Source organism: Lysobacter zhanggongensis (assembly GCF_046638635.1).
GTDB classification, from domain to species: Bacteria; Pseudomonadota; Gammaproteobacteria; order Xanthomonadales; family Xanthomonadaceae; genus Novilysobacter; species Novilysobacter luteus.
In genome coordinates this window covers 1-16,271 of record NZ_JBJXHK010000053.1, presented here as the reverse complement: position 1 = coordinate 16,271, position 16,271 = coordinate 1, and the positions used below count along the sequence as shown (strand labels likewise).

General features: G+C 70.3%; 14 protein-coding genes, 2 pseudogenes and 1 riboswitch. Of the genes and pseudogenes, 7 read left to right on the top strand and 9 right to left on the bottom strand.

From position 1 onward, the window contains the following. A pseudogene (locus ACKVMH_RS09710) lies at positions 1-537 on the bottom strand (hypothetical protein); the annotation flags it as partial. A gap of 64 nt (positions 538-601) precedes the next feature. On the opposite strand from ACKVMH_RS09710, the gene glmU reads away from it, so the two are divergent. Next, positions 602-1,966 (top strand): bifunctional UDP-N-acetylglucosamine diphosphorylase/glucosamine-1-phosphate N-acetyltransferase GlmU, encoded by a 1,365-nt coding sequence (glmU, locus tag ACKVMH_RS09705; protein WP_412700134.1) that lies wholly within the window; start codon positions 602-604, stop codon positions 1,964-1,966. Positions 1,967-2,082: 116 nt separating this feature from the next. Further along, positions 2,083-3,912 (top strand): glutamine--fructose-6-phosphate transaminase (isomerizing), encoded by a 1,830-nt coding sequence (gene glmS / locus ACKVMH_RS09700; protein WP_412700133.1) that lies wholly within the window; start codon positions 2,083-2,085, stop codon positions 3,910-3,912. An 83-nt stretch (positions 3,913-3,995) separates the two neighbouring features. On the opposite strand, the gene btuB is transcribed toward glmS, so the two are convergent. The 3 genes from btuB to ACKVMH_RS09685 all read right to left on the bottom strand — a co-directional run bounded on the left by btuB (position 3,996) and on the right by ACKVMH_RS09685 (position 7,112). Continuing rightward, positions 3,996-5,864 carry a TonB-dependent vitamin B12 receptor gene (gene btuB, locus ACKVMH_RS09695; protein ID WP_412700132.1) on the bottom strand — a complete coding sequence of 623 codons (1,869 nt, stop codon included), beginning with the start codon at positions 5,862-5,864 and terminating at the stop codon, positions 3,996-3,998. A 137-nt stretch (positions 5,865-6,001) separates the two neighbouring features. Continuing rightward, positions 6,002-6,247, bottom strand: a riboswitch (cobalamin riboswitch). Between the two features lie 35 nt (positions 6,248-6,282). Beyond that, positions 6,283-6,633, bottom strand: a complete 351-nt coding sequence (locus ACKVMH_RS09690; RefSeq protein WP_215219446.1) for a TfoX/Sxy family protein — start codon at positions 6,631-6,633, stop codon at positions 6,283-6,285. Then, positions 6,630-7,112, bottom strand: a complete 483-nt coding sequence (locus ACKVMH_RS09685; protein ID WP_412700131.1) for a GAF domain-containing protein — start codon at positions 7,110-7,112, stop codon at positions 6,630-6,632. Before ACKVMH_RS09685 ends, ACKVMH_RS09690 begins: the two co-directional genes overlap by 4 nt. Before the next feature lie 61 nt (positions 7,113-7,173). Here ACKVMH_RS09685 and bioD point away from each other — a divergent pair, with 61 nt between their 5' ends. The 4 genes and pseudogenes from bioD (at position 7,174) to ACKVMH_RS09665 (ending at position 12,433) form a co-directional block, all read left to right on the top strand. After that, positions 7,174-7,878, top strand: coding sequence for a dethiobiotin synthase (gene bioD, locus ACKVMH_RS09680; protein WP_412700130.1), 705 nt, complete (start codon positions 7,174-7,176; stop codon positions 7,876-7,878). A gap of 78 nt (positions 7,879-7,956) precedes the next feature. Continuing rightward, positions 7,957-8,982 (top strand): annotated as a pseudogene (locus tag ACKVMH_RS09675) (efflux RND transporter periplasmic adaptor subunit); the annotation flags it as partial. 112 nt (positions 8,983-9,094) lie between these two features. After that, a complete protein-coding gene (locus ACKVMH_RS09670; protein WP_412700135.1) occupies positions 9,095-9,340 on the top strand; it encodes a hypothetical protein in 246 nt (81 codons plus the stop codon). Positions 9,341-9,352: 12 nt separating this feature from the next. Beyond that, a complete protein-coding gene (locus ACKVMH_RS09665; RefSeq protein ID WP_412700129.1) occupies positions 9,353-12,433 on the top strand; it encodes an efflux RND transporter permease subunit in 3,081 nt (1,026 codons plus the stop codon). An 85-nt stretch (positions 12,434-12,518) separates the two neighbouring features. On the opposite strand, the gene ACKVMH_RS09660 is transcribed toward ACKVMH_RS09665, so the two are convergent. Further along, entirely contained in the window at positions 12,519-12,959 is a 441-nt protein-coding gene (locus ACKVMH_RS09660) for a phasin family protein (protein WP_215219451.1), read from the bottom strand. Positions 12,960-13,078: 119 nt separating this feature from the next. Further along, positions 13,079-13,435, bottom strand: coding sequence for a 6-carboxytetrahydropterin synthase QueD (gene queD, locus ACKVMH_RS09655; protein ID WP_215219452.1), 357 nt, complete (start codon positions 13,433-13,435; stop codon positions 13,079-13,081). 91 nt (positions 13,436-13,526) lie between these two features. Here queD and fnr point away from each other — a divergent pair, with 91 nt between their 5' ends. Then, on the top strand, positions 13,527-14,288 hold the full coding sequence (gene fnr / locus ACKVMH_RS09650) for a fumarate/nitrate reduction transcriptional regulator Fnr (RefSeq protein WP_412700128.1): 762 nt from the start codon (positions 13,527-13,529) through the stop codon (positions 14,286-14,288). Positions 14,289-14,337: 49 nt separating this feature from the next. Here fnr and ACKVMH_RS09645 read toward each other — a convergent pair whose 3' ends face one another. The 3 genes from ACKVMH_RS09645 to ACKVMH_RS09635 form a co-directional block, all read right to left on the bottom strand. After that, positions 14,338-15,063: a sulfite exporter TauE/SafE family protein gene (locus ACKVMH_RS09645; protein WP_412700127.1), complete on the bottom strand. Its 726-nt coding sequence runs from the start codon at positions 15,061-15,063 to the stop codon at positions 14,338-14,340. Positions 15,064-15,066: 3 nt separating this feature from the next. Further along, positions 15,067-15,315 carry a cbb3-type cytochrome oxidase assembly protein CcoS gene (gene ccoS / locus ACKVMH_RS09640; RefSeq protein WP_412700126.1) on the bottom strand — a complete coding sequence of 83 codons (249 nt, stop codon included), beginning with the start codon at positions 15,313-15,315 and terminating at the stop codon, positions 15,067-15,069. Then, on the bottom strand, positions 15,312-16,271 hold a 960-nt coding region (locus tag ACKVMH_RS09635), incomplete at its 5' end, for a heavy metal translocating P-type ATPase (RefSeq protein ID WP_412700125.1). The genes ccoS and ACKVMH_RS09635, both read right to left, overlap by 4 nt.

Below are 16,271 nucleotides of genomic sequence, written 5' to 3'. Positions count from 1 at the left end.
GGCGCGCGGACTGGCCGCAACCGCATCCCGCCAGGCGGCGGCGCACTGCGCGGCCTGCAGGCGCAGCGCGCCCCGGCCCAGAACGACGACCAGTATCAGAACGGGCAGGTAGACCCACCACCGGTGGACCGGCAAAGAGATCAACCACCCGAGTACCGCCGATAGCACCGCCAGCCCGCTCGACACGGCCAGCACCGGATGGCCGGTCCCCGCCAGCCGACTGCCAAACGCTATCGCGGCGACGAACAGGAGCACGCCGGCCAGAGCCGGGACCGGTCCGGTCAGGGCGACGAAGACCAACAGCCAGACCGCGGCCAGCGCATAGGCCCACGGCCATTGCCGCCATGCGCGCAGCGGCCAGGCCACCAGCGCCACGAGTCCGGCCAGCAACAGGCTCTCGCCAAAGCGCCCCCACGGCAGCACCTGCCATGAACGGTGCGCGACCAGGCCAAGGAGACAGGCCAGCGGGCCACTCCAGATCAGGCCTTCAAGGAGGATGTGGCGACGCGTGGCGTGGGTCGGTGACAGGGTCGGCACCGCGGCATCCTAGCAGGCGTCAACGTTAGAATCGGCCGCTGAAGCCGATCGCGCCGGAGTTCCGATGCCCGCCCCACTGCACGTCGTCATCCTCGCCGCTGGCGAAGGCAAGCGGATGAAATCCGCGCTCCCCAAGGTGCTGCAGAAGATCGCGGGGCAGCCGATGCTCGGCCACGTCATCGCGACGGCGCGCGCGTTGCGGCCGGCGGGGATCCACGTGGTCTACGGCCACCATGGCGAGCGCGTCCGCGATGCCTTTGCCGACCAGCGCGACCTGCACTGGAGCGAGCAGGCCCAGCGGCTCGGCACCGGCCACGCGTTGCAGCAGGCCATGCCGGACGTGCCACAGGACGCCCGCATCCTGGTGCTCTACGGCGACGTGCCATTGATCACCGCCGATACGTTGCAGCGGCTGCTTGACGCGCCGGGACGGATCGCCGTGCTCGTGGCCGACCTCGAGGACCCCACCGGGTACGGCCGCATCGTCAGGGACGCGCAGGGCAACGTTGGCCGCATCGTCGAGCACAAGGACGCCGACGAGGAACAGCGCGAGATCAGCACGGTCAACACCGGCATCCTGGTCGCCGACGGCGAACCGCTGCGGCGTTGGCTTTCGCACCTGGACAGCGACAACGCGCAGGGCGAGTACTACCTCACCGACGTGTTCGCCGCCGCCGCGGCCGAGTTCAGCGCGGCCGAGATGGTGCATGTCGAGGACCCGGTCGAAGTCGAGGGCGCCAACGACGCGTGGCAGCTGGCGCAGCTGGAGCGGGCGTTCCAGCGCCGCGCCGCACACGCGCTGTGCGTGGCCGGTGCGAGGCTGGCGGACCCGGTCCGGATCGACGTGCGCGGCGAGGTGACGGTCGGAAGCGATGTGGAAATCGATGTCGACGTGGTGTTCGAGGGACGGGTGGAACTCGCCGACGGGGTGCGGATCGGCCCGTTCTGCCGGTTGCGCAATGTCAAGCTGGGCCCGGGGACCGAGGTGCGGGCGCACTGCGACCTGGATGGCGCGGTGGTCGAGGGCGCCGCGACGATCGGCCCGTTCGCACGACTCCGGCCCGGCACGGTGCTCGCCGATGGCGTGCACATCGGCAACTTCGTCGAGACCAAGAACGCCAAGGTCGGCGTGACCAGCAAGATCAACCACCTCAGCTATGTCGGCGACGCGCTGATCGGCGTCGGCGTCAACGTCGGTGCGGGCACGATCACCTGCAACTACGACGGCGTGAACAAGTCGACCACGCGCATCGAGGACGGCGCCTTCATCGGCTCCAACAGCTCGCTGGTAGCGCCAGTGACGATCGGCAAGGAAGCGACCATCGCCGCCGGTTCGGTGGTGACCCGCGAAGCCCCCGCCGGCCGGCTGACGGTGGCGCGCTCGCGGCAGGCCGTGGTCGAGGGCTGGCAGCGGCCAAAGAAGAAGTAGGCCACCTGCCGCGGTGGGCAGCCCGCCCGGGCGGCGGGGTGCACAGGCCCCGGCGATACTGCACCCGGGGGTTTGCGCCGCTAGACTGTGCGGATACCTGCAGGAGCTGCTCCCCCATGTGTGGAATCGTTGGCGCGATCGCGGATCGCGATGTGGTACCCGTCCTGATCGAGGGGCTCAAGCGGCTCGAGTACCGGGGCTACGACTCGGCCGGCATCGCCGTGCTCGACGGCGCGGACGTGCGCCGGGTGCGCCGTACCGGGCGCGTCTCGGAGATGGAGGGCGCGGCCCAGGCGGAAGGCTTCCACGCGCAGGTCGGCATCGGCCACACCCGCTGGGCCACCCACGGCGGCGTGACTGAAGCCAACGCGCACCCGCACGTCAGCCACGGCGTGGCGCTGGTGCACAACGGCATCATCGAGAACCACGACGAGCAGCGCGAGAAGCTCCGCGCGATGGGTTACGCGTTCGAGTCCGAGACCGACACCGAGGTCATCGCGCACCTGATCCATTCCTTCCTCGCCCAGGGCCTGGACCTGCTCGCCGCGGTCCAGCGCGCGGTTGCCGAGCTGCACGGCGCGTATGCGCTGGCGGTGGTGAGCCGCAAGGAGCCGGGCCGGATGATCGCCGCGCGCATGGGTTGCCCGCTGCTGGTCGGCCTTGGGGAAGGCGAGAACTTCGTCGCCAGCGACGTCTCCGCGATCATCCAGGCCACGCGTCGGGTGATCTTCCTGGAGGAGGGCGACACCGCCGAGATCACCCGTGAGTCGGTGAATGTGTTCGACGAGGCCGGTGCCCCGGTCGAGCGCGATGTGCACGTCTCGGACGTGTCGCTGGCCTCGCTCGAGCTCGGCCCGTACCGGCATTTCATGCAGAAGGAGATCCACGAGCAGCCGCGCGCGATCGCCGACACCATCGAAGCGGTGATCGACAACGCCGGGTTCTCTCCACAGCTGTTCGGGGCCGACGCCGCCGACGTGCTGCGGGGCGTCGAAGGCGTGCAGATCCTGGCCTGCGGTACCAGCTACTACGCCGGCCTGACCGCCCGCTACTGGATCGAGGCGATTGCCGGGCTGCCGTGTTCGGTCGAGATCGCCAGCGAATACCGCTACCGCGCGGCGGTCGCCAACCCCCGCCATCTCGTCGTGACCATTTCGCAGTCGGGTGAAACGCTCGACACGATGGAGGCGCTCAAGTACGCCAAGTCGCTCGGCCACGACAAGACGCTGTCGATCTGCAACGTGCCCGAGAGCGCCATCCCGCGCGCCAGCCGGCTGGTCTACTACACCCGCGCCGGTGCCGAGATCGGTGTCGCCTCGACCAAGGCGTTCACCACTCAGCTGGTCGCGCTGTTCACCCTGACCGCGACGCTGGCCAAGCTCAACGGTCGACTCGACGAAACCCGGGAAGCCGAGTACCTGGAGGCACTGCGCCACCTGCCGGGCAGCGTCCAGCATGCGCTCAACCTCGAACCGCAGATCATGGCCTGGGCCGAGCGGTTCGCGCCCAAGAACGACGCACTGTTCCTCGGCCGCGGGGTGCACTACCCGATCGCGCTGGAAGGCGCACTCAAGCTCAAGGAGATCTCCTACATCCACGCCGAGGCGTATCCGGCCGGCGAGCTCAAGCACGGCCCGCTGGCGCTGGTCGACGAGGACATGCCGGTGGTGGTGATCGCCCCCAACGACAGCCTGCTGGAGAAGGTGAAGTCGAACATGCAGGAGGTGCGCGCGCGTGGCGGCGAGCTGTTCGTGTTCACCGACGAGGACAGCCAGTTCGGTCCGTCCGACGGCGTGCACGTGATCCGCGCACCGCGCCACGTGGGTGCGCTGAGCCCGATCATGCACACCATCCCTGTGCAGCTGCTGGCCTACCACGTGGCGCTGGCCCGCGGCACCGACGTCGACAAGCCGCGCAACCTGGCCAAGTCGGTGACGGTGGAATAGCCGCCGGCCGACAGGCGTCCGCGGAGGTACGAAGCCCGGCATTTGCCGGGCTTCGTGTATGGCGGTTGCGATGCCGCGACCGGTCAGTCCGCCGGGGCGTATCGCAGGGTCACGAACCACTCGCGTCCGGGCTGGTTGTAGAACGCCACGGTCTCGTAGTCGCGATCGAACACGTTGGCGACGCGGCCCTGCAGGGTGAGGGCGCGGGTCAACGCGTATTCCGCGCGCAGGTCCAGGGTGGCGCGCCCAGCCAGCCGCATCGTGTTGGCGACGTCGTCGTAGCGCGGCCCTTCGGCGATGCCGGTCAGTCCAATGCGCAGGTCGCCGAAGGCGCGGTCGAGCTCGACCCGCGCGCCGTGGCGGGCGCGGCGTGGCAGTTCCAGGTCGGTATTGAAGGTCCGGTTACGGGTGTCGAGCCAACTCAGGCTGGCGGCCACCTGCCAGTCGGCGACGTCGGTGGCGATGCCGAGCTCGGCGCCGCGCATGCGCGCACGCTCGACATTGTTGGGCAAGCCGATCGCCGCGTCGAAGGCGATCAGGTCCTCGACCCTCGTGTCGAATGCATCCAGGCGCAGGTCGACCGTGCCGTTCTTCCAGCCGACGCCCAGCTCGGCCGTCTCCGACTCCTCCGGCCGCAGGTCCGGGTTGCCGAAGAACGGGTAGTACAACTCGTTGAAGGTCGGCGCCTTGAACGCGGTGCCCCAGCCCGCACTGACCCGCCAGCCACCGGCGAAGTCGAGGCCCCAGGCGAGGCTGCCGGTGGTGTGCCCGCCGAACTGCTCGTTGTCGTCGCGGCGCACCGCCGCCTGCAGGCCATGGCGCCCCGCGCGCGCCTGGTACTGGGCGAAGGCGGCGCGGTTGTCGCGCTCGTCGGTGACGTACACGGTGTCGCCGTCGACACGGTCGCGCACCCAGTCCACGCCCACGCTGAGCAGGTGGTCGCGGGCCAGGCCGAAGTCGCCCTGCAGGCCGGCGCTGTCGCGGTCGGTGTCGAAGAAGCCGATGTAGGTGCCGTGGTTGAACTGGTCGGAGGCATCGACGTTGCGGCCGGCCGTGAGCTTGAACTGGGCGGTGTCGGATGGTCGCCAGCGCACGCTGCCGCCGACCACCTGCTGCAGGGTCTCGGAACGGTTGCTGTAGTCGCCGTCGAAGTCGTTCTCACCCTCGCTGCGCAGCCCCTGGGCCGACAGTTGCCATTGGCCCAGGTCGATGCCCGTACGCAACGAGAGCGCGTGCTGGACGTAGCCGTCGAGGTCGGGTTCGGGATTGCTGATGAAGCACCCGCCCGAGAACGGGGTCGGCTCGGCGACGTCGCAGGCGTTGAATCCCTCGGTGCGCTGGAACGCGTAGTCGGCGCCGAACCAGGCACGCCCTTCGCGGCCGGCGAAGCCGACGCCGTACTCGTGCGCGCCGTGGCTGCCGCCACCGATGTGCATGCGCGGCGTCCAGCCGGCGGCGTCGCGGCGGGTAAAGATCTGGATCACCCCGCCGATCGCCTCGCTGCCGTACAGGCTTGAGCGCGGCCCGCGGACAATCTCGATCCGCTCGATCAGCGCGACCGGCAGGTTCTGCAACGACACCAGGCCGGAGGTCGGCGAGCCCACGCGGATGCCGTCGACCAGCACCACGATGTGGTCCGACTCCGCGCCCCGCAGGAACAGCGTGGTCAGCTTGCCGGTGCCGCCCTGGTTGGCCAGCGATACGCCGGCGCGGCCGGCGAGCAGGTCCGGCAGCGAACGAGCCTGGCTGCGCTCGATCGCTTCGCGGTCGATCACCTCCACCGGCGCAAGCACGGCGTCGACATCGAGCAGGGTGCGGGTGGCGGTGACGACCACTTCGTCCAGGTCCTTCGCCTGCGGTGGCGCCGCGGCCTCGGCATGGGCGGGGGCGGCCGACAGGGCCGGGATGAGCAGCGCCACGGCGGCGGCGAGCGGGGCAAGGCGGAATCGCATTCGATAGGTCTCCAGGCGCACGGCGGCCGTCCCCGGCATCGACCGTGCAGTATCGGGAAGTCGCGTGGAGAGGGTGGTCGAACGGACTCGGAGGGCGGACAGGCGCCGACGTCGCCGCCGCCATGCCCGCCGCATCGCAACCAGTCAGCTCCGCGGCCGGTCTCCGGACTCGCGAGGGTGTCGTTCGACACAGCCGTGGCGCCTTCCCATGCGATTGCACAGTGGCGGTGAGCCTTGGCCGGACCCGCCTGCGCGGATCCACTCGCTTACCGTTGCGGGGGCAGTGCCGGAATGGTCCGGGTGCTGTGCACCCGACGTCACCGGCTTCCCGTTTCAACCCGCCGGCAGGACGCCGCCGGGTCACCTCGAAGCGCGGGCAGTGTACGCGATCGGAGCGGGTGCGGGCCGGGGATGGTCGTTACGCCTCGTCCGGGCGCTCGGGCACCGTGTCGGCGGTCAGCACGGTGGTGCGTACCGGCCCCGCCGGTGGCTTGTGACGCGGCGCCGGCAAGCCGGCGATCGCAGCTTCCGCCGCGCTCACCAGCTCGGTCCGGCGGGCATCGGGTACTTCCTGCCAATGGCAGTCCTGCAGGGCGCCTTCGATCGCGTACAGCAGGTTGAGGGTGGGTTTGAAGCCCGCGCGCTTGACCCGCATGAAGGCTTCCACCGGCCCGGCCTCGGCGATGTCCTCGCGCGTGCGCAGACCGACCTGGCGCAGCCAGGCGGCCGACTTGGGCCCGATGTTGCGCAGCTTGGCGGCCTCGTTCATGCGAGCGACTCCAGGTAGACCCGGGCCAGTGCTTCCATGCCGCGCTGGTCCTCCTCGTCGAAGCGACTGGTGCGCGGGCTGTCGATATCGAACACGCCGACCAGGCTGTCGCCGTGCACCAGTGGCACCACCACTTCCGAACGCGACGCCGAATCGCAGGCGATGTGGCCCGGGAAGGCGTCCACGTCGGCCACGCGCTGGGTCTGGCGGCTACTGGCGGCGGCGCCGCAAACGCCCTTGTCGAGCGGGATCCGCACGCACGCCGGCTGCCCCTGGAACGGCCCGACGACGAGCTCCCGGCCGTCGAAGAAGTAGAAGCCGACCCAGTTGAGGTCCGGCAGTGCGTGGTAGACCAGCGCCGACAGGTTGGCGGCGTTGGCGATGCGGTCGGATTCGCCGGACAGCAGCGCGCGGGCCTGCGCGGCGAGCTCGGCGTATTGCTCCGGCTTGCTGCCGGACAGGGCGCTGGCGGTGAACATCGCGCGAGTGTAGCAGCGGTGCCCACGCGACTCCGGCCCCGCGAATCCCTACGATGCGCGGATGATCTCCCCACCCGCGACTCCCCCCCCGCTTCCCGCGCGCTTCTACGTCACCGGCACCGACACGGGTGTAGGCAAGTCGGTTGCATCGGCGGCGTTACTGCATGCACTGCGCGCGCGTGGCGGCCGGGTGGTCGGGATGAAGCCGGTCGCCAGTGGTTGCGAGGTTGTCGATGGCGGTTGGCGCAACGAGGACGCGCTGCTGTTGCAGGCGGCCAGCGACCCGCGGCCGGCGTATGCAGACGTCAACCCGTACGCATTGCGTGCGCCGGTGGCGCCCGAGCTTGCGCTGCGAGACGAGGGCATCGAACTGTCGCTGGCGCCGATCCTCCAGGCCTACGAGCGGCTTGCCGCGCAGGCCGACCGGGTCGTGGTCGAGGGTGTCGGTGGCTGGATGGCCCCGTTGTCGGCGACGCTCGACCAGCTCGACCTGGTACGCGCGCTGGACCTGCCGGTGGTGCTGGTGGTCGGGATGCGGCTGGGATGCATCAACCATGCGCGACTGACCGTGCGCGCACTGGCGGAGGACGGCGTCAGGCTTGCCGGCTGGATCGCCAACGAGGTGGAACCGGCGATGCCGCGGCTGGACGAAAACGTCGCGATCCTGCGCATGCGCCTGCCCGCACCTTACTGGGGGCGGCTGCCGCATGCCCCGACGCCCGACCCGGCCCGGCTTGCCTGCCACCTGCAGCTGCAGGCGGCCTGAACTTTCGCGCCGGCGTAACCCTGCGGCGTTAGCGTTCCGCCACTGCGACGGGCGCCATGGGCCGGGCTGACTTCCGGCATGGGGACATGGCAAGCGTCATCACTAAACTGCGCGGTACACGAAATGGATGACGAGGCCCCCATGCGCCGCAACCCCCTGATCACCGCACTGTTGCTCGCCGGCGCACTCGCCCTTGGCGGGTGTGGCGACGATCCCGCGGCCGAAGGCGCCGCTGCCGGTGGTCCGCCGGGCGGCATGCAGCTCCCGGTCGAGACCGTGACCCTGCAACCCGAGCCGCTCGAGGGCGGGCTGCAGACCGTCGGCAGCCTGCGCGCGGACGAGTCCGTCGTGGTACGCCCGGAGGTGGGTGGCCGCATCGAGCGCATCCATTTCGAGGAGGGCGGCAGCGTCCGTGCCGGGCAGCCGCTCTTCAGCCTGGACGCGAGCCTGGCGCGTGCCAGCCTCAACGAGGCATCCGCCAACCTCGAGAACAGCCGGCGCGCCAACGCGCGTGCCGCGGAGCTGGCCGAGGAGCAGTTGATCGCGCGCTCGGACTACGACCAGACCCGGGCCAACTACGCGGTCGACCAGGCCCGCGTGGCCTCGGCCCGCACTGCGCTCGACAAGATGACGCTGCGGGCGCCGTTCTCGGGCCGGATCGGCCTGCGCGAGGTCAGCGTCGGCGACTACGTCAGCATCGGCCAGGACCTGGTCACGCTGGTGCGGATGGACCCGATCGAGGTCGACTTCAGCGTGCCGGAGGGCGCGCTGCCGCAGCTGCGCCAGGGGCAGTCGATCAGCATCACCGTCGACGCGTTCCCCGGCGAGACGTTCGGCGGCAAGGTGGTCGCGATCGCGCCGGTGATCGATCCCAACAGCCGCAGCGTCCAGCTGCGCGCGCAGATCGCCAACCCCGACGCACGGTTGCGCCCGGGCCAGTTCGCCAAGCTCACGCTCGACACCAGCACCGGCGGCGACGCGATCCTGGTGCCCGAACAGGCCCTGATGCAGGAGGGCGAGACACGTTTCGTGTTCACCGTGGTCGATGGCAAGGCCGTCCGCACCGAGGTCACCACCGGGCGTCGCGTGCCGGGCAAGGTGCAGGTGCTCGAAGGGCTGCAGGCCGGCGACGTGGTGATCGTGGCCGGGCAGGGCAAGCNGCGACGCGATCCTGGTGCCCGAACAGGCCCTGATGCAGGAGGGCGAGACACGTTTCGTGTTCACCGTGGTCGATGGCAAGGCCGTCCGCACCGAGGTCACCACCGGGCGTCGCGTGCCGGGCAAGGTGCAGGTGCTCGAAGGGCTGCAGGCCGGCGACGTGGTGATCGTGGCCGGGCAGGGCAAGCCGATGATGCAGGACGGGATGCCGGTGATGGTGATGCCGGCCGAGGGCGCCGGGGCGCCCGCCGCACCCGACGCGGCACCGGCGAACGCGCCCGACGACGACGCCGGCCAGGGCTGACGGGAGCGCACGATGGTCCTCTCCGACATCTCCATCCGCCGCCCGGTCTTCGCCACCGTCATCAACCTGGTGGTGCTGCTGCTGGGCATCATCGCCTACGACCGCCTGGCCGTCCGACAGATCCCCAACGTCGACACGCCGGTGGTGACGGTCAACACCAGCTACCCCGGCGCGAGCGCGCAGGTGATCGAGTCGCAGGTGACCCAGCCGATCGAGGACGCGCTGTCCGGGGTCGAGGGCATCGAGTACATGCAGTCGGTCAGCCGCGAGCAGTCCAGCCAGGTGACCATCCGGTTCCGGCTCGACCGCGACCCCGACGGTGCCGCCAGCGACGTCCGCGACCGTGTTGCGCAGGCGCGCCAGCGGCTGCCGGACGAGGTCGATGAGCCGATCGTGCAGAAGCAGGAGGCCGACGCCGAGCCGATCATCTTCCTGGCGTTCTCCTCCGACCAGCACTCGCAGGTCGAGATCGCCGACTACGCCGAACGCCTCGTCAAGGACCGCATCCAGCAGATCCCCGGCGTCGCCCAGGCCCAGGTGTTCGCCAGCACCTATGCGATGCGCGTGTGGATCCAGCCGCAGCGGCTGGCCGGCTTCGGCCTGACGCCGGTCGATGTCGAGCAGGCGCTGCGCAGCCAGAACGTGGAGATCCCGGCCGGCCGCGTGGAAGGGACCGACCGCGAGTTCACCGTGCTGCCGCAGACCGACCTGCAGACCCCGGAGGAGTTCGGCAACGTCATCCTCGGCGAGTCCAACGGCTACCTGGTGCGGCTCAAGGATGTCGCCAGGATCGAGCTGGGCGCCCAGCAGGAGCGGTTCCGGGCGCGCTACAACGGCGTCAACGCGGTGCCGCTGGGCATCACCAAGCAGGCCGTGGCCAATCCGCTGGAGATCTCCGAAGCGCTGGAGGCGCTGATCCCGCAGATCCAGCGCACGCTGCCCGAGGGCCTGCAGCTGGACATCGCGTTCGACTCGACCATCTTCATCGAGAAGTCGATCGAGGAGGTCTACAAGACCGTGATCGAGGCGGTGCTGCTGGTCGTCGTGGTGATCTTCCTGTTCCTTCGCAGCTGGCGCGCCACGCTGATCCCGCTGGTGACGATCCCGGTCTCGCTGATCGGCGCGTTCGCGCTGATGCTGGCGTTCGGCTTCACCATCAACACGCTGACCCTGCTGGCGATGGTGCTTGCGATCGGCCTGGTGGTCGACGACGCGATCGTGATGCTGGAGAACATCTACCGGCACATCGAGGAAGGCATGCCGCCGTTCCAGGCGGCGCTCAAGGGCAGCAAGGAGATCGGGTTCGCCATCGTGGCCATGACCCTGACGCTGGCGGCCGTGTACGTGCCGCTGGCGTTCTCGACCGGTCGCACCGGCAAGCTGTTCGTCGAGTTCGCGATGACCCTGGCCGGCGCCGTGCTGGTCTCGGGTTTCACCGCGTTGACGCTGTCGCCGATGATGTCGTCCAAGCTGCTGCGCCACGAGAAGAAGCACGGGCGCTTCTACGAGGCCGGCGAGCGCGTGTTGCGGCGGCTCGACGACGGTTACCGCGCCGTGCTGACACGGGCGCTCAAGCTGCGCTGGGCGGTGGTGGGCGTCGGGCTGGTGGTGTTCGCACTGGCCGGCGTGCTGTTCATGACACTGCCGCGCGAGCTGGCACCCCAGGAGGACCAGGGCGTCATCATCGGCTTCGGCCAGGCACCGGAGGGTTCGACCGTCGGCTACACCGACCGCTACGCGCGGATGATGGAGCAGGGCTTCGCGAGCGCGCCCGGCGTGGTGAGTTACTTCCAGCTGGTCGGCTTCCCGTCGGTGACCAACACCATCGGGTTCGTGATGCTCGAGGACTGGGACCAGCGCGACACTTCGGTGCAGGAGGTGCAGGGCGCGCTTTTCCCGCAGTTCATGGGCATCCCGGGGATCATGGCGTTCCCGACGCTGCCGCCACCGCTGGGGCAGGAAGGCTTCGGCCAGCCGGTCAACTTCGTCGTGCAGAGCACGGGCACCTGGGAGGAGCTTGGCGTCATCGTGCAGAAGATGATGGCCAGGATGGCCGAGAACCCCAACCTCACCAACCCCGACAGCGACCTCAAACTCAACAAGCCGCAACTGAGCATCACCGTCAACCGCGAGAAGGTGGCGGCGGTGGGCAGCGACGTGGCGACGGTCGGGCGCACGCTCGAGTCGTTGCTGGGCGGGCGCAACGTGACCCGCTTCAAGCGTGGGAGCGAGCAGTACGACGTGATCGTGCAGGTCGAGGACGCCGACCGCCGTACCCCGGGCGACCTGTCCAACATCTACGTACGCGGCGGCGACGGCCAGATGGTGCAACTGTCGAACCTGGTCGACGTGCGCGAGACGGTCGCGGCCAAGGAGCTCAACCACTTCAACAAGCTGCGCGCGGCGACCATCAGTGCCGGCCTCGCGCCGGGCTACCCGATGGGCGAGGCGCTCGACTGGATGGAGGCGGCGCTGGCGGAAGTCGCGCCGGAGGCCACCTACGACCTGTCCGGGCAAAGCCGCGAGTTCCGCGAGTCGTCCAGCGACTTCGCGATGATCTTCGGGCTCGCGGTGGTGTTCATCTTCCTGGTGCTGGCCGCCCAGTTCGAAAGCTGGGTCGACCCCATGGTGATCCTGCTGGCGGTGCCGCTGGCGGCGTTCGGCGCGTTCCTCGCGCTCACGCTGAGCGGCGGTAGTTGGAACATCTACTCGCAGATCGGACTGGTGACACTGGTGGGCCTGATCGCCAAGCACGGCATCCTGATCGTGGAGTTCTCCAACCAGTTGCAGGAGCAGGGGCGGACGAAGTTCGACGCGGTGGTCGAGGCGGCGGCGCTGCGGTTGCGCCCGATCCTGATGACCACCGGCGCGATGGTGCTGGGCTCGCTGCCACTGGCGATCGCCAGTGGCGCCGGCGCCGAGGCACGCAACCAGATCGGCTGGGTGGTTGTCGGCGGCATGGGCATCGGCACCTTCTTCACCCTGTTCGTGGTGCCGGTCATGTACCTGCTGATCGGTCGCGACCACCAGAAGGTCGCCGCCCGCCAGGCGCGGCGCGAAGCCGAACCCGCGCCGGCCGACCCCGCGGGCTGATCGCGCGCACAAAAAACCCGGCAGCGCGGGCTGCCGGGTTTCGTGTTCCTGCCGAAGCCGGAGAGAGAGACGGTGGCGGCTGCGCTTACTTCGCCGGCTTGCTGCCCTTGGTCGCGCTGTCGACGTAGGCTTCGGCCTTCTGCGTCGCGTTGCGGGCGGCCTGCTCGACGTTGGCCTGCGTGGTGCGGGCCGTCGACTCCAGCTGCGCCTTGGCGATGCTGGCGATCTGCTCGTTGGTGCTGACCGTGCGGCCAATCACTTCCTGGCCGGTGGCGACGCCGCGCTCGATGTTCTCGCGGGCAACCTGCGCGGCCTTCGGCCACAGGTCCTTCAGGCCTTCGGCGTCACGGACCTGGGTGGCTTCGCCGAGGAAGGCAAACGTGGCGTTGGCGCGGTCCTCGATGGCCGCCAGCTGCAGGCCGAACACGGCCCCGGCGTTGTCGAGGGCGAGGCGGTTGACCTGTGCCGCGGTCTCGGCGAACTGGCGCGTCGCGGCGGCGAACTGTTCGTTGAACTGCTGGTACATGGTGGGCTCCTGCTGCTGCGCCGACAAAGGGTTTGCCGGTTTGTGCGATGCAGCATAAACCCGTTTTTGTTGCAATGCAACATCCCGCGCTCGGGGCCGTTCAGGCGGCCGCCCGGGGGTCATTGACCCCGGTAGCGGCACCCCGAGGTGCAGGTCTCATGCACCACCACCTCGCTCAATAGCGGCAGGGCCGGCTTGAGCCGCTCCCAGATCCACACCGCAAGCCGCTCGCTGGTCGGGTTCTCCAGCCCCTCGACGTCGTTGAGGTAATGGTGGTCAAGGCGCTCGTACAGCGGCTGGAACGCCTGCTTGACGTCGGCGAAGTCCATCACCCAGCCGCTGTCGGCGCCGATCGCGCCGCTGAGGTGGATCTCCACCCGGAACGAGTGTCCGTGCAGCCGCGCGCACTTGTGCCCCTCGGGGACGTTGGGCAGGCGGTGCGCGGCTTCGAGGGTGAAGATCTTGAAGATGTCCATCCGCGCATTCTATCGTCCGCCCGCTGTACACCACCGGGCGATCGGCCCGGGAACGCCCCGGTGCCGGCCTGTCGCGTGGCACGATGGCGGCATGGAAACCAACGTGGTCGACCTGGCCCAGCTGCGTCGCGGTTGCGCGCAGTGCTCCCTCCAGCAGCTGTGCCTGCCCGCGGGTATCGGGCAGCAGGATCTGCAGCAACTCGACGATATCGTCAGGCGTCGCCGCCCGGTGGCCACGGGGGAGCGCCTGTTCCGCCCGGGCGATGCACTGACGTCGGTCTACGTGGCGCGCGACGGCGCATTCAAGACCGTCAGCACGAGCGAGGACGGCGGCGAGCAGGTGGTCGGCTTCCACCTGCCAGGCGAGTTGATCGGTCTGGATGCGCTGGGCCACGGCCGCCACCGTTGCGAGGCGGTGGCGCTGACCACGGCGAATGTCTGCGAGGTGCCGTTCGAACAGCTGGCCACCGTCGCGGCCCAGGTCCCCAGCCTGCAGCAGCAACTGCTGCGCGTGATCGGCCAGAGCGTGGGTCGCGACCAGGACCACCTGGGGATGCTGGTGCGGCGGCAGGCCAATGAGCGCATCGCGTTGTTCCTGCACGGCCTCGGCGAGCGATTGCGCAATATCGGTGAGTCGGGCAGCCGCTACCGGTTGCCGATGAGCCGCGAGGACATCGCGCGCTACCTCGGCCTTGCGCTGGAGACGGTGAGCCGTGGTTTCACCCGGCTGCAGGAGGACGGCGTGATCGCCGTCACCGGGCGGCGGATCGAGATCCTGCAGCCCGACGAGCTTGCGCGCCTTGCGCATGGCGGCGAACCGGCCCCGCCTGTCCAGCGCCGCGCGCGGTCCTGATCCAACGCGCTATCCCGGTAGCCTCCCGCCCGGCGCGCTTGCCGCGCGGCTAGACCGTCCGGGGCAGGCAGCCCAGTGCGGCCAGCCAGCCGTGCACGGCCGGTACCTGCATCAGCCACGGCGAGGCGATGGTCAGCACGCCCGCCAGCAGGACCAGCACAGCCGCCGCGTGGCGCCAGCCGCGGCGTTGCAGGCGCTGGCCCAGGCGCGCGCCCGACCACGTCAACGGCAGCATCAGGGGCAGGGTGCCGAGCCCGAACGCCGCCATCGTCAGTGCACCGTTGCGCGCGTCGGCCTGCAGCCAGGCCGCCGCAAGCAGGGTCGTGCTCAGCCCGCACGGCATCCAGCCCCACAGCATGCCCAGCCCGATTCGCTTGGCCGGCGTGTCAGCCGGCAACAGCCGGCGCTGCAATGGTCGCAGCCAGCGCCACAGGCCGGCGCCCGGTCGCGGCAGGAAGCCGAGTCGGCCGCGCGTATCGAGCAGCCGCAGGGCCACGATGACCAGGACCACGCCGACGGCGGCGCGCACGCCGATCGCGAGCCAGTCGAGCCTGGCCAGGTCGACGATGCCATGGCCGAGCCCGCCGGCGATCGCGCCCGCCAGCGTGTAGCCCAGCACGCGCCCGGCATTGGGCTCGAGCGCGGCGATCCAGCTGGTGCGGCCGCCCGCTGCGGAAAAGCCGGTGGCGATGCCGCCGCACATCGCCGCGCAGTGCGCGCCACCCAGCACGCCGCTGAGCAGCGCGGCCCCCAGGGTCAGCCAATCGATCGGCACGGCTCAGTCCCTGCCGCCGGCACTGTCGTGGCCGGGGGCGTCGCCATCAACCTCGCCCTCGCGCGTGTCCCCACCGGCGCGCGCGGCGCGGTCCAGCCGCTGCGAGCGCTCGTGCGGGTCCTCGCGCAGGATGTCGATCGCCGGGGTGTCCAGGTCCTCGAACTGCCCGCGTCGCACGGCCCACACGAAGGCCCACACCGCTGCGGCAAGCAGCAGCAGGCTCAGCGGGATCATCACCAGCAGGATGTTCATGCGGTTTCTCCCGTCGCCGGCACCCGTGCCAGTCGCAGCGCATTGGCGGTGACGACCAGCGAGGACAGCGCCATGCCGAGCGCGGCGATCCAAGGGGTCACCAGCCCGGCCGCGGCCAACGGCAGCGCGAGCACGTTGTAGCCGGCCGCCCAGGCGAGGTTCTGGCGGATCACCCGGCGGGTCCGGCGCGCCACCGCGACCGCCTGCGGGATCCGCGACAGCGAATGCCCGGTGAGCACCAGGTCGGCGGCGCGCTGCGCCAGTGCCGCGCCATCGGCGACGGCCAGCGAGACGTCGGCGCCGGCCAGCACCGGGGCGTCGTTGAGGCCGTCTCCGACCATCGCCACCACCCGGCCGTCGCGCTGCAGGCCGCGGGCAAACGCCAGCTTGTCCTCCGGACTCTGCCGGGCGTGCGCGCGTTCGATGCCGACCGTCTGCGCGAACCGTTCGACCGGCCCGACCGCGTCGCCGCTGGACAGGTGCACCGTGAGGCCGGCATCGCGCAGGGCGGTTACGGTGTCGCGTGCGTCGGGCCGCTCGGATTCGCGCAGGGTGAAGCGGGCGATCGCGCGCTCGCCGTCACCCAGCCAGAGCCGCCCGTCGTCCCCGGTGCTGGCGGCAAAGCCAGGCCGGCCCAGCCGCCAGCGCTCGCCGTCGACCGTTCCGACCACGCCCTCGCCGGGGATGGCCTTGAGCCGGCTCGCTACCGGCGCCGCCGCCACGCCCGCGAAGGCACGTGCGATGGGATGGCCGCTGTCGCGCTCGAGCGCCGCCGCGATGCCCAGTACCTGCTCCTGCGAATAGCCGGCAAACGGCTCGACGCGCACCAGCGCCGGCTGGCCGTCACTGAGCGTCCCGGTCTTGTCGAACACCACGTCGGTGGCCTGGGCGAGCCGGTCGAGCGCGTTGTCGCGCACGGCCAGCACGCCGATCCGCGCCAGCGCGCCGTGCGCGGC

What these genes read in the sequence shown, in the direction of transcription:
- fnr (WP_412700128.1), top strand. Translation starts at nt 13,527, where the DNA reads ATGGAAACCAACGTGGTCGACCTGGCCCAGCTGCGTCGCGGTTGCGCG.
- ACKVMH_RS09665 (WP_412700129.1), top strand. Translation starts at nt 9,353, where the DNA reads ATGGTCCTCTCCGACATCTCCATCCGCCGCCCGGTCTTCGCCACCGTC.
- ACKVMH_RS09690 (WP_215219446.1), bottom strand. Translation starts at nt 6,633, where the DNA reads ATGAACGAGGCCGCCAAGCTGCGCAACATCGGGCCCAAGTCGGCCGCC.
- ACKVMH_RS09660 (WP_215219451.1), bottom strand. Translation starts at nt 12,959, where the DNA reads ATGTACCAGCAGTTCAACGAACAGTTCGCCGCCGCGACGCGCCAGTTC.
- glmU (WP_412700134.1), top strand. Translation starts at nt 602, where the DNA reads ATGCCCGCCCCACTGCACGTCGTCATCCTCGCCGCTGGCGAAGGCAAG.
- ccoS (WP_412700126.1), bottom strand. Translation starts at nt 15,315, where the DNA reads ATGAACATCCTGCTGGTGATGATCCCGCTGAGCCTGCTGCTGCTTGCC.
- ACKVMH_RS09685 (WP_412700131.1), bottom strand. Translation starts at nt 7,112, where the DNA reads ATGTTCACCGCCAGCGCCCTGTCCGGCAGCAAGCCGGAGCAATACGCC.
- glmS (WP_412700133.1), top strand. Translation starts at nt 2,083, where the DNA reads ATGTGTGGAATCGTTGGCGCGATCGCGGATCGCGATGTGGTACCCGTC.
- btuB (WP_412700132.1), bottom strand. Translation starts at nt 5,864, where the DNA reads ATGCGATTCCGCCTTGCCCCGCTCGCCGCCGCCGTGGCGCTGCTCATC.
- queD (WP_215219452.1), bottom strand. Translation starts at nt 13,435, where the DNA reads ATGGACATCTTCAAGATCTTCACCCTCGAAGCCGCGCACCGCCTGCCC.
- bioD (WP_412700130.1), top strand. Translation starts at nt 7,174, where the DNA reads ATGATCTCCCCACCCGCGACTCCCCCCCCGCTTCCCGCGCGCTTCTAC.